Source organism: Haliscomenobacter sp., assembly GCF_033763495.1.
Lineage (GTDB): Bacteria > Bacteroidota > Bacteroidia > Chitinophagales > Saprospiraceae > Haliscomenobacter.
This window is the reverse complement of sequence record NZ_JANRKL010000011.1, coordinates 1-13,091: the sequence shown is the minus strand read 5'-3', so window position 1 is coordinate 13,091 and position 13,091 is coordinate 1. Positions and strand designations below refer to the sequence as shown.

Sequence of the window (13,091 nt, the reverse complement as noted above, 5' to 3'; positions counted from 1 at the left end):
ATACCCCCCGTGAAGCATCCTGCCGCCCCATATGCCCTTCATTGGCGTAAAAATTGCCCGTAGCCAGGGCATCCAAGTGCCCGTCTCCGTCGATATCTTTCACCAGAAACCCAAAAATGGGCGATTGTTGCGCCAATAATGGCAGAGGCTGGAGCACAAACTGCCCATTGCCTTGATTTTCGGCATAACAACTCCGGAGTTCCTTGGCCTGCAGCGCTTGCGCATCGGCACGCTCTTTTTTGTTGAACAAGTCAGCAAAACCTACCTTGGCATAATCGGCATACAGCGCGTATTTTCTGCGAAACTGCACCATCTGCTGATTGAGCGCATCGCGTGGCAGGGCGGGGACACACTTGCCCTGGATGAAATAGCCCATGATGGGATCAACCTTGCCATCCTGGTTAAAATCCTTGGCCAACATTTGGATGGGCTCAGTAGGGGAGGCCCGGTAAAAAGTGTTCAACCCTTCGTTGCCCAAGAGCAAATCCAGGTCCCCATCCTCATCAAAATCACCAGCGGAAAGGCTATTCCACCAGCCTTCGGAGTCGGCTATCGTTTTAGCAACAAAGCGGCCCTTTTGGTTTTCCAATATCGTCAGCCCCATCCATTCGCCGACCACCAGCAGGTCGAGGTCCTTGTCTTGATCCACATCGAGAGGGAGGGCATCACAAACCAGGCCCAAAGTCTGTAAGAAAGGTGCTACCGTCTGGCTCACATCTGTAAATCGACCACCGTTATTGCGCAGCAAGTAACTGGCCGCAGGCATGGGGTAAGCCCCAGGAAGCTGGCGCCCTCCTATGAACAGATCCAGGTCGCCATCGGCGTCGTAATCAAAAGGGCGAACAGCTTGGCTACTCACAGCGAGGGTGGGGAATTGATTTGATTGGCTGTAATGAGCCTGCCCATCGTTGAGCCAAAGGACGGGTTGATAGGCACTTTTTGTGGTCAAAGGTTGTTCGTTGCCACCAGCCACCGCCAGAATATCCTGGTCGCCATCGCCATCGGCGTCAAATATGGCAAGGTCTCCTATTTCAAATCTGCTTGCGTTTAGGCCAGATTGTGGGTTGAAGGAACCATTTTTTTTCTGGATAAAAATATTCCCGGGGCTGCCTGGGTAAGTGCCGCCCAAAACCACATCGTTCAAGCCATCACCATTCAAATCGCCTACCGCCGCATGGGGGCCGTTTTTGGACAGCATTTTGTGCAGGGCAAAGGTTTGGTTGAAATCGTTGAAAGTGGATTGCTGGTGCTGGAAGGGGAGGAGTTGGGGGAGTGGTTCAAAGATTCTTGCAGTGGGGGCTGGCGTTTTGACCTGTGGCTTGGCGTCAGTGTGTTTAAAGGTCAAGGTCTGATTGGCGGCCACCTTGTAGCGGGTTTCCTGGAGTGTTTTGCCCCAAAATACTTGAATGGAGTCAATGCTTTTGTTTTTGCCCAAACCGATTAAAACGCCTGTTTCAACCGAAGACAAGTAGCCCCGCACCGGGAAATGTTCGTACAACTGAGCTTTCCCTTTTGTCCAAACTTTCAGCGCAGCACCGATGCCTTTTAGGTTGCCCTTTGGACCCTGAAAAGCCACTTTTAGGTAATTTTGCCCTTGTCGCTCCCGGCTTCGGTTTTTAAATACCGAGGCCTCGGCATCAACATTGTTGACGATCAAATCCAGGTCGCCATCCTGATCCAGATCGGCGTAAGCTGCCCCATTGGCGTAGGACAATTCGTCGAGCCCCCAGGTTTCGGACACGTTTTCAAACCCCAAATCGCCCTGGTTGCGGTACACACAATTGCGCAGTTTTACCTCAGGTACTTGGGACAGGAGTTTTTCCCGCATTTCGGCCCGACTGGCATCACTACCAAAGTAAGTAGTGCCCTGGTAATAATGGATAAAATCCAGGTCGGTGATGTTTTTGCGGTAGCCCGTGGTGATGAAGATGTCTTTGTGGCCATCCAAATCCAGGTCGCTGAGTAGGGTAGCCCAGCTCCAATCGGTTTTGGCCACGCCCGCCAGCAGGCCCAATTCGCTGAAGATGGGGCCATTTGTGTCGTTCCCGGTATTGATTTGCAGCATGTTGCGCATGTACTGTAGCTCGTAGCCGTACTCGGGCGAGATGCTCAGTTCTTTTTTGTCGTAATCGTGTTTGCCCAACATTTGTTTCAGGCGAGCATTGTCTTCGGGCAGCATGTCCAGTTGGAACAAATCGACTTTGGCGTCGTTGTTCAGGTCGGCGGCGTCGATGCCCATGCCAAACTGGCTGGTATGGGCCATGGCGGATTGAATGGTATTTTTAAAAGTGCCATCGCCCTGATTGAGGTACAGGATGTCGCTACTCATGAAGTCGTTGGAGCAATAAATGTCGGGATAACCGTCTTGGTTCAGGTCGGAAATGACCAGGCCCAGACCCAGGCCTTCAAAGCGGATTCCGGCTTTGGTAGATACGTCCACAAAAACCGGGTGTCCATCTTGGCCAATGCCTTCATTGCGGAAAAGTTTGTCGCTGGAAGGGTAAAACCCATTGTTCATTTGACGCCGCAAGGTGGTGGGGTTTTGCAGGTCGGGTGCGGTGTTGAGCAAAAAAGCGTCGAGGTCGCCATCCAGATCGTAGTCAAAAAAAGCACTTTGGGTGGTAAATCCATCGTAATCCAGTCCGTAGGCCTGGGCCGATTCTTTGAAGCTGGGGTTGCTGGTTTTTTGATTGATAAAAAGCAGATTGTGCGAATTTTTCAAGCCAGGCCCCTGGGCTACGCTGAGGTAAATGTCGTCCCAGCCATCCTGGTTGATGTCCACTACGGAAACCCCACTGCACCAACGATCGGTTTTTACCCCTGCTTTTTCGGTGATGGCTTCAAATTGGAAATTGCCCCGATTGAGGTACAGTTCAGCGCTGACCTGATTGCCGCTGAAAAAGAGGTCGGGCAGGCCATCGTGGTTAAAATCACCGACACCTACCCCGCCACCATTGTAAAAATTGGTGAAGCTAAAGGCGTTGAGGGTAGCATCAGGACTGAGCTGATTGTGGAAATGGACATTGGAGTGGGCGGAGGAGATTTTTTCAAAAAGCAAATCCGTTTTTTTGCAGCCGAACAGGATACAAATTGCTACAACAAGTAAGGATCGATATAGTGTGCGTGCTGACATAGGAAGCATTCATTTTTTAGCTTCACAAAAGTATTAAAAATCAATACCCCCCTTCCAGTACGGAAGGAGGGCATTGGTTAATAATGGTTCATTTGCTTATAGTTTATGCGAAACACCGCTTAGTAGCCAGGATTCTGATCCTTTTGCTCAATGTTTGGGTTATTGTCGATCTCGGTTTGTGGGAGCGGCAATAACTCATGTTTGTTGGCTACGAAGAAAGAAATAGGTTCTGATTTGAGCTTTTTGTGCTTGCGCCAGCGCAGGATGTCAAAATTGCGCACTTGCTCAGCAGCCAATTCCACAAAACGTTCGTGTTGCAGGGCACGCAAGATTTCATCCTTGTTGTTGCAAGGGTAGTTGCTGGTTGGGTACGGAGGCATTTGAACCGAAGCACGAGCACGTACCTGGTTCATCAGCGCGATGGCCGCAGCGGAGTTACCCGCTTCGTTTTCACATTCTGCCAACATCAGCAGTACGTCAGCATAACGCATAATCCGCATGTTGATGCCACTGGTATAAAAACCATTGTCAATCTTGTACAGAACGGAGTATTTGCGCCAGCTGATTTTCACCGTTTTACCATCTACCACCGAAGCGTTGCCTTGTACCCGATCATCAGTCATGGTGCTGTTGCCATTGTTGAATTTGTCGCCTGGTTTCCAGTAAGACATGTCGTAACGAGGATCATCCTTGGCATCACCCTTGGAGGCTCTTTCGTAGTCGTTCAAAATCTTGTTGGAAGGGATCAGGTTCCGCCAGCCTACTGCAGAATACTCCTGCGTACGTACCGTTTCTTCTTGTACTGCTGTACCGTCGCCATCTCCGCCCCAGTTGTAAGCACCACCAGATGGGGCATACACCACTTCAAAGATGGATTCAGCGTTGAATTCACCTTCTTCATTGGTGAGGTCGAGGTAGTTGTCTACCAACTTGAACAAACCAGAACTGACGATTTTTTGCAACTCCGTTTTGGCATTGTTGTAGTCGCCCAATTGCAAGTAAGTACGCGCCAGGAGCATTTGTGCAGCGTGTTTGGTTGCACGGCCCAAATTGGCAGCGGTATAAGTGGCAGGCAAGGCCGTTTCTGCAGCTTTGAGGTCGCTAATGACTACATTGTACACATCCTGCTGGCTGGAGCGCGCCTTAGAGCCATCTACCGATTTAGCGTATTCCGTATAAATCGGAACGCCACCCCACAAAGTACCTAGTTCATAATAAGCCCAGGCACGCAAAAACTTGGCTTCACCCACTACCCGGGTGCGCACTGCTTCGCTGATGGTAGGTTTGGCGGCAGCACCGGCTTCAATCACCACATTGGCGCGGTGGATCACGCGGAACCAACCGGTAAAAACGGCATTGGATACCGAGTTTCCGGCATCGTTAACCCCGTTGAGCAATTGGGCCCGAGGTGCTTCCAATTGACCACCACCGGTTGCCATTTCGTCGCCACGCAGGTCGTGGGTAAAAAACCATTCACGGGATACCAAACCGTTGTGTTGAACCAGGGCGTAAACTGCATTTACCCCCGCAGTGAGTTCAGCGTCATTGTTAAAATAGGTATCCAGGGTTACCCCGTTGGGGTTGACTTTATTGAGCACCTCATCATTACAGCTGAGGGTCAAGCCCAAGATCATGATGCTGGTTAAAAAAGCAATTTTTTTCATAATGAATTGAGTTTATGATCAGGTGGAGTTGGCTCCACCTGATTGAGCAAAGCATTATTGTTTAGTTAAAGCCAAGATTTATCCCAAACAACACGGTACGTGCCTGTGGGTATTGGCCATAATCGATACCATTGGTAAGCAGGTTGTTGCCTCTTGAGGCCACTTCAGGGTCAAATCCAGTGTACTTGGTGAAAGTCAACAAGTTTTGGCTGGAAACATACACCCGAACCCGGCTGATCACATTGTTGGTCACATCTTTCAGGCCTTCGCTGGAGAAAGTATAACCAATGCTGATGTTTTTGATGCGCAGGTAAGAACCATCTTCGATGAAGCGGTCGGAAGTACGGGTATTCTGGTTGGGGTCCCCACTTACTGCCCGTGGTACATCGGTATCGGTGTTTTGTGGCGTCCAGGCATCCAGCACATCCGTACTGGCGTTGAAGAGGCGCAGCATACCTTGGCCAATTACTTTTACGCCGTTGTAAATTTTATTGCCATTTACACCTTGGATGTACACAGCAAAATCAAAGTTTTTGTAGGTACCACCCCAGTTCAAACCATAGGAGAATTTAGGCAAATAGCTGCCCAGGAAAGTACGGTCACTGCCGTCAATTTTGCCATCACCATTCAGGTCCTTGAAGCGGATGTCTCCGGCAGAAGTACTGGCGTTTTGATAAGGCGCATTGTCGTTGCCCAGTGCATTGGCAGCAGCTACTTCAGCAGCACTCTGGAAGATGCCATCCACTTGCCAGCCATAGAAAGACTGGATGGGTTGTCCTGCCTGGGTGCGGGTGATGTCAAAACCACCAAAGTCGGCATTGTTGCCAGAGTTAATCGTAGCATTTGGCGTTGCGAGGCTCAAAACCTTGTTGCGAACCATGTCAAAAGTACCAGTCAAACTCCAGTTGAAATCGGCACTGCGGTGGTTGTACCCCAAGGCGAGTTCAAAACCAGTGTTTTGCATGCTACCTACGTTGGCCAGTGGGCTGGATGAGAAACCCAGTGATTCAGGTAGTGGAACGCTCAACAACAGACCATCCGTTTTACGCTTGTAATACTCAGCGCTGATGTCAAAACGACCTTGTGACAAAGACAGGTCAAAACCAATGTTGCTCATCGTGGTTTCTTCCCAACTCAGGCCAGTGTTACCCAGACGGTTGAAGTAAGAACCCAGGTTGGTAGTAGTGTTGCCAAATGGGTAAATGGTATTATTGGCCGAGATCAGTGGTTGCCAATCGTAGTCACCAATGGCGTTGTAGCCCGTTTGACCGATGCTGGCCCGCAATTTCAATGAAGTAATCGCTGTAATCGATTTCATGAACGATTCTTCACTGATGCGCCATCCCACCGATGCAGATGGGAAGATACCCCATTTACGACCAGGAGCGAATTTGGAAGAACCATCCCGGCGGATAGAAGCACCCAACAGGTATTTTCCAGCGTAGTCATAAGTCAAACGCCCTACATAAGAGATCAAGGAGTTTTCAGACAAGGAAGAGGAACCATTCGGGTTGGAAACCCCCTGCAATACCTTAATGTTGTTGTCAGGGCGTTGACCACTGGCCGAAATACTTTCCGACTTGGCATCCTGTTTTTCTGCTACTGCAATAACGTTGACATTGTGATTGCCAAAAGATTTATCAAAGGTCAACTGGTTGGTAAACACAGTAGAGAAGAATTCATTCCGGTTTTCAGAGAGAGAGGCAATGACCCGGCTGCGGTTGCCATCGTTGTAAATGGGCAGGAAGCTGGTAAACTGGCTATTGGCAAAATCCGCACCGGCTACGAAGCGGTACTTCAACCAATTGGTGAACTTCACTTCGGTGAAAAATGTACCCAGCAGTTTTACCCCATAGTTGATCTGGTCCTGTTGTTCCTGTTCAGCAATGCGCAGCGGGTTTTCAGGGTCGGTAGCGTCCAAACCTTGAGCAGTGGTACTGAAGCCACCAATTTTAGTTGGGTCGCGTACTGGCCAGTAAGGCGTCATCCGCATGGTGTTCATGATCAAACTACGACCACCACCATCGCGCTCAGCACGACGCTTGTCCGTTGCTACCAGGAGGGTTTGACCCAGGGTCAACCACTTGGCCACTTTGTGATCCGAGTTGATGCGGAAACTTTGGCGTTGGTAATCGGTGACAGGCATAATCCCGTCCTGGCTGAAGTAGCCCAGTGAAGTATACACCCGGGATACATCGTTGCCACCCGAAATGGACAACTGGTGGTCCATAATCGGCGCAGAGCGGAACATCACATCTTGCCAATCCGTATCGGTTTGGGCAAAAGTGGTGCTTGCTCCCTCATAAACCGGGGTATTCAAGTTGGAAAAACGGCCTGGGACTGGCTGATTAGAAGCAGTCAGCAGGGCAGTACCGTAACGAATGTACTCGTCACGATTGAGTAAATCAAGGGTTTTCCAAGCGGACTGTACACCATAGTAAGAATCAAGATTCACCTTTATCTTACCGACAGAACCTTTTTTTGTTGTGATCAAAACAACTCCGTTGGCTGCTCTTGAGCCATAAATAGATGCTGCACTCGCATCTTTCAATACTTCCAAGGACTCAATATCCTTTGGATCGATGTTGTTTAAGCCGCCTGCAGGCACACCATCAATAACAAACAATGGGTTGGGGTTCAAACTGATCGAACCAATACCCCGGATGCGGACGATTGGGTCAGCACCTGGACTACTGTTGTTGGTAATCGATACACCAGGCACCCGACCCTGAATAGCCTGGGTCAAGCTGATGACGGGCAGTGCTTTCAGGTCTTTTTGACTTACTGAAGATACGGCACCAGTCAATGAAGACTTCTTTTGGGTACCATAACCGACCACGACCACTTCGTCCAACACTTTACCTTCTTCCAGCACTACGTTCACTGTGGCACGGCCATCAATGGCTACGCGCAGAGTGGTGTAGCCCACAAAGCTAAAGATCAGGGTGCCGTTGCGGGCATCATCGGCCAGGTCCAACGTGTACTTGCCATTGGCATCGGTGATTGCGCCCTGGGTGGTACCTTCCAGCACAACTGAAGCACCTACCATAGGCTCTCCCGTATTGTCCGTAACGGTTCCTTGAACCCTGAAATCGGGTTTTTGGATGATGATCGGCTGGATTTTGGGCAAACTTTCCAAATCCTGCTGTTGTTCGTAACGCTCCAGGGGCGTTTTGCTCAGCAAAATTTGTTTTGAGCCAAAAACTTCATAGCGGATAGGGGTTTTTTTGAACACCCGGTCGAGGATTTTTTCCAGGCTTTCGTCCTCTGCCTGGATGCTTACTTTTCTGTCGGCTTCAATCTGTTTCGGTAAATAAGAAAAACGAACGTCGGCTTTCTTTTCAATCAGAAATAGTACCTCGCATAGTTTTTTGTCTTCAAGATTGAGACTAAGCTTTTGCAAAAGCACCTTCTGTGAAAAAGCAGGGTGAGCGTAACCCATACCCGCGAAAAGCCCAGCCAGAATGATTTGAGCAAGCGAGATTCTCATGAGCTGAAGCAATTTTTCACGGTGCAGTAGATTTTTTTTCATGCCTCTGATGTTGGTTAAGTTAATAAAATTTTGTGATAAACAGCAAGTAATGTTTTGTTCCTGGCGCAATGGCGACATTTATTGACAGCCATTACTTGATATAACTATTTGAGCATCAACCATTTTAAAGGATGCGCCTAGTAGTTTGCAAATGATAGATAATTTGTCGTGCAGGTTCTCCTCGTCGAAAGAAGTAGTCATGGTGCAATCGCGCATCACCACTTCGTCGTAGATGATCTCCAGCCCGTAAGCGGTTTCAATGGCGTCAAAAACCTGGGAAATGGGGGCATCCACAAAACTGAGTTTTTCAATTTCGGCTTTGCTGATGACGAACTTGGGTGCTTCAACGATGGATTTGACGAGACGATTTTCAGCGCTGAGGTATTTCACCCGTTGGTTGGGGGTCAGGATCACGCTCGGCCGATCGGATGTTGAATTCGACTCGTTGGGCGCTTTTTTTTCGGCGTATACCGACACCTTCCCCGATAATACGTCGACTAAAACATTTTTTGAGTCTTCGGCATTTTTGATGCTGAAAGAGGTTCCCAATACTTCGGCGGTTAGTTTGCCTGCGTGAACGATAAAAGGTTTTTTGGGGTTTTTGGTGACATCGAAAAAAGCTTCACCTTGCAGGTGTAATTCTCTTTTGGTTTTATTGAAGTTTTTGTTGTACACCAGGCTACTTCCAGGTTTCAGCACCACCAATGAACCATCGGACAAGGTGATTTTTTGATCGGAAAAAGTGGTGTTTTTGAGCTCAATGCCACGTTGAGCCACGGCAGGGCGGGTTTGATCGGCTACTTCTGTTGGGGGTGGTGGCAATTCAAACTGGCTCAACCAGATGAAGGCCAGAATCATCCCCACGGCAATACCCATGATCCAGGTCATGCGGGTGATGCGGTCGGTGGAGTTTTGGTAAACGCTTTGACGGAGGTTTAGCCAGATTCTTTTTCCAATAGTTTGAGCCGCTTCATCAGGGGAATTGTGCTGATGAAACTCAGGTTGTGTGTCATACCAGGCTTGAATTTTTCGGTCCTCTTCGGCAGTGGTTTTTCCTTCAAGGTAACGTTTGGACAGTTCATTGAACTCCTTTTGGGTCATTTCAACATAGTTTAAGGTTTATCAATTCTCGGACTGATATGACTTTAAAGTGTCTTTCAAAAATTTGAGGGATTTAGTCAAGTGGTATTCAACGGCCTTTTCACTCAGATTAAGGTGTTTGGCAATTTCCTTGACGGGTTGATTCTCATAGCGGCTGAGCCGGAATACTTCGGCGCTTTTTTCTGGGAGTCGACTTAGGGCCTTTTCAATAGCAGAGGTCAGTTCCTTAAAGTTCAGGATCTGGTTGCCATCGGGGGATTCTTCCAGTTCTTTAAACAGCAGGTATTCCTGGTATTTGCGGTAACTGAGCTGGGATTTGAAGAAGGTGTAAACCTGGTTTTTGATGGCAACAGCGAGGTACAAATCGAGTCGTTTGATGACCACTTCGGTCCGGCGATTCCACAAACTCAAAAAGAGTTCCTGCACCAATTCTTCGGCATCAGTTGCACCTACCTGATGGGATGCCCAGGTAAATGACTTGTACCAATAGCGTTGATAGATCTCCTCATACGCCATGATATTGCCTTCTTGCAGCAAGACGACCAGTTGTTTGTCGGTTAGCTCTTTTACACCCATAGTAATAATCCGATGGCTTGATTTGTCGCGCTCTCTTTTATTAAGTAGAATAAAGTACCTGTATCCCTAAACGAAATGCAAGAAAAATTTCGCGGAATTGATTTTTTCTTTGGGAAAATTTCTAAAATGCTGCTTGGAGTATTGATAATGTTGGGTTTAGGCGTTTTGAGAAAAAAGGGATTTAAGTTTGAATACAAGGAGCGAATTGGATTTGGCTGCACCAAATTTTTGTTCACTGCGACTTCGTCGTGTCGTTGTTCCGTTGTGTTAAATAACGTGAGTTTTGATTTATTTACATTGAAAATCAATGAATTATGGTGTTTTTTTGACAAAAAAGCTACTCATCCATCACATTTTTTACCGCAGAGTTTCTCAGAGTAAACCACAGAGTTTCTCAGAGTTTAGGCCACCTTTGGTGGCTAAGAGTACTCAGAGGCGCATTGAATGAACACTAACATGGCGTTAAAAACAGATTTTAATCGTAATCGACCTCCAGCCACCAGAGGTGGCAAAACTCCTAAAAACTAATTAAACTCTGCGAAACTCTGCGTTAAAAATTAATAAATTCAAAACTCATGTTAAATAGATTTGGCGAAGCCGAATCCAATCCATTCCATTCATTGTTTTTGTGCAACTGCTAAACCTTTTGGATAAGCTGGTTCAGGCTATTTTTTAGTAATTTGGATCAATTTGAGCAAAGAGCTTTTCAGCAAATCGGTTTGTGTCCACAACAAATCATGCTTGGAGCCCGGCACCAGGGTCAAACTCACCGAAGCGGCATTGACCAGATTTTTGGCGGCAAAAGGGGCATTTTCCGGGAAAATCAAGGTGTCATCGATGCCCTGCAACAAAATGACCCTGCTGCGAATCCGGGGCCAAAGGGGAACCATTTTTTCCAATTCGGCCTTATGAGAGAGTTTTTCGGCATTGGCGGTGCGAATCGAACCCGGGATAAAATTCCGCAAAGCCCAATGGTGGGTAGGGTAGGAGATCCAGTAGGTGGTTTCGGCACCGGGTTTGAGGGAAGCGGATTGCAGCAGCAGCCCATCCACCAATTCGGGATAGTCCATCGCCAAACGCGCCGCAACCGTGCCTCCATACGAGGAGCCATGTACGATGATCTGCTGGTGGAGGGCCCGTTTTTCCTGCAAAATACCCGCAATGAGGGCCGCCTGTCTTTTGACCGAAATTTCGGGGTCGCCATACCCCGAATAACCATAGCCGGGGCGGTCGACCGCCATGAGTTTGGCCTGGGAAAGCAGGGAACTGTCGCTCAGCATGCCCATCCAGAAGGAGGAAGAAGCTGGTGCCCCGTGGATGAAGAGGATGAGGGGTTTGCTGGCGTCGCCGACCTGTACGTAACGCATTTCGCGCCCCCACTGCCGGAAATGCGTCACCTTGGGCACATAGGCAAAGGCATTTGTGGCCAATTTGCGCAGCATTGTTTCATCGGTCAGCCTTACTTCCACCATGTCGTAGGTGTAGGCTAAAAAACCGAACAAAACCACCGAAGCGTAAAAGCGCTTGCGGGAAAAAAGTGGGTACAGGTAACGATAGATCATGGCAACGTTTGGGTTAACATGAGTGAATTGGGTAGCGATGCAGTGTGAACGAAGGACTAATTTGGAACACAACCGAACGTTTAAAAGTTGAGATGGGCGGATGGCCAGTCCCCAAGGATTGTGAACGCTTCTGGAGTAGCTTCGCTATTTTTGCGCTGTGCGCTTGCACGCCTTCGGCGTAGAGCGACATGATGGTAAAACGGACGAAACGGATTGAACGGACGAGAACGGATTTGGCTTTGCCTGACAGCAAAGTTGTTTAGCCACAAATTGCACAAATTTTCACAAATTGGACATTCACTTCGTTCATGTTTGAACGCATTCGCGCAAACGAAGTTTGTGCCTGAATTTGTGAAAATTTGTGCAATTTGTGGCCTCTTCTATCACGCCGCAGGCGGGATCAAAATCTGTTCTCGTCCGTTCAATCCGTTTCGTCCGTTTTACCATCATGTCGCCTTCAGCAAAAAGAAGTGAAGCCTAAACTGCGCAAAACGCCCAAACATCCGCTCGATTTTTCAACTTTTCCAAAATACATTGCTTTGCCCACAAAGTCAAGTGAGATTTTTTGGACTTTTTGATCGCCAGATTGCGCAAAAAATAAAAATAGAGTACATTTGCCGGGCAAACGCGAAAGGGCGTTTGATTTCAATTTGATTTGGTCCCGTAGCTCAGCTGGATAGAGCAACTGACTTCAGCGTGCACTGCATAAGCTGCACAATAGGAGCCTTTGCAGGGAAAAGTAACCTGTAAAGTGAAGGCCGCTATATCGGGGAAACCTAAGTTCATCGCCACCCGGCATGAATATGGCAATCCCGAGGAAACCAACGACCCTTTGAAATGCCGACGGGCAGTAAAAGGAGAGGGTTCCGTAGAGACTATACGCGGCACGCCTGAAATGGCGGTGAGATAGTCCAGACCACAAAAACCAGCAATGGTTCGCGGTGAAAACCGTAGGGGTAAGCTAATCAGTAGGTCTCAGGTTCGAATCCTGACGGGATCACATTTTTTTTGCAAATCCTTGATTGTATTGAATTTACAATCAAGGATTTTTTATTTTCAGGCATTTCTCAAACAACCTTCTCTTGTTAACCTTCCTTATTAAAGTCTCAACTTGCCTTTCTTTTCATAAAGACTTATATTTACCCTCATAAAATGACCACATGTCGATTACGATTGATTTACCACAAGAAGCCTGGACTCGCTTTCACAGCTTGGTAGAAAAAAGGGATGCTCGTATTATAACTGATGTTGAATTGGCTGAATTGATTGAGTTGACTAATTCAATTGATGAGGCACACGCCCAGCGAATGGAGGCCTTAGTAGAGCTAGCCTTGCTACAAAACAAACCCTTAGAAGGGCTAATGAGGGAATTAGGCATTAGCCCCCGCTCGCCCAAGTCTTCCTCATTACCACTCTAAACACAACGCTGGTGCATGGTCTCACGACCTGCACCCATTATTTCCGCGTCTACAGACGCACGAGTATGCACGCTGCTACGAAAAAAGCACAAATCCAATCCCTGG

General features: G+C 48.1%; 9 protein-coding genes. 3 read left to right on the top strand and 6 right to left on the bottom strand.

The window, feature by feature from the left end:
* The 5 genes from SFV55_RS00870 to SFV55_RS00850 form a co-directional block, all read right to left on the bottom strand.
* Positions 1-3,133 (bottom strand): VCBS repeat-containing protein (locus SFV55_RS00870; protein WP_320027551.1); only part of this gene is annotated, 3,133 nt, incomplete at its 3' end.
* 119 nt (positions 3,134-3,252) lie between these two features.
* The gene (locus SFV55_RS00865; protein WP_320027550.1) at positions 3,253-4,797 is read right to left on the bottom strand and encodes a RagB/SusD family nutrient uptake outer membrane protein; all 1,545 of its coding nucleotides are present in this window, start codon (positions 4,795-4,797) and stop codon (positions 3,253-3,255) included.
* A gap of 61 nt (positions 4,798-4,858) precedes the next feature.
* The gene (locus tag SFV55_RS00860; protein ID WP_320027549.1) at positions 4,859-8,329 is read right to left on the bottom strand and encodes a TonB-dependent receptor; all 3,471 of its coding nucleotides are present in this window, start codon (positions 8,327-8,329) and stop codon (positions 4,859-4,861) included.
* A 78-nt stretch (positions 8,330-8,407) separates the two neighbouring features.
* Entirely contained in the window at positions 8,408-9,430 is a 1,023-nt protein-coding gene (locus tag SFV55_RS00855; RefSeq protein WP_320027548.1) for a FecR family protein, read from the bottom strand.
* Between the two features lie 21 nt (positions 9,431-9,451).
* Positions 9,452-10,006 carry an RNA polymerase sigma factor gene (locus SFV55_RS00850; protein ID WP_320027547.1) on the bottom strand — a complete coding sequence of 185 codons (555 nt, stop codon included), beginning with the start codon at positions 10,004-10,006 and terminating at the stop codon, positions 9,452-9,454.
* A 75-nt stretch (positions 10,007-10,081) separates the two neighbouring features.
* On the opposite strand from SFV55_RS00850, the gene SFV55_RS00845 reads away from it, so the two are divergent.
* On the top strand, positions 10,082-10,387 hold the full coding sequence (locus SFV55_RS00845; protein ID WP_320027546.1) for a hypothetical protein: 306 nt from the start codon (positions 10,082-10,084) through the stop codon (positions 10,385-10,387).
* A 284-nt stretch (positions 10,388-10,671) separates the two neighbouring features.
* Here the strand turns inward: SFV55_RS00845 and SFV55_RS00840 are convergent, their stop codons facing one another.
* Positions 10,672-11,568 (bottom strand): alpha/beta hydrolase, encoded by an 897-nt coding sequence (locus SFV55_RS00840; protein ID WP_320027545.1) that lies wholly within the window; start codon positions 11,566-11,568, stop codon positions 10,672-10,674.
* Positions 11,569-12,319: 751 nt separating this feature from the next.
* Between SFV55_RS00840 and SFV55_RS00835 the strand changes: the two genes are divergently transcribed.
* Positions 12,320-12,478, top strand: coding sequence for a hypothetical protein (locus tag SFV55_RS00835; protein ID WP_320027544.1), 159 nt, complete (start codon positions 12,320-12,322; stop codon positions 12,476-12,478).
* Between the two features lie 250 nt (positions 12,479-12,728).
* Positions 12,729-12,986: a hypothetical protein gene (locus tag SFV55_RS00830; RefSeq protein ID WP_320027543.1), complete on the top strand. Its 258-nt coding sequence runs from the start codon at positions 12,729-12,731 to the stop codon at positions 12,984-12,986.
* The last annotated feature ends 105 nt before the right edge of the window (positions 12,987-13,091 follow it).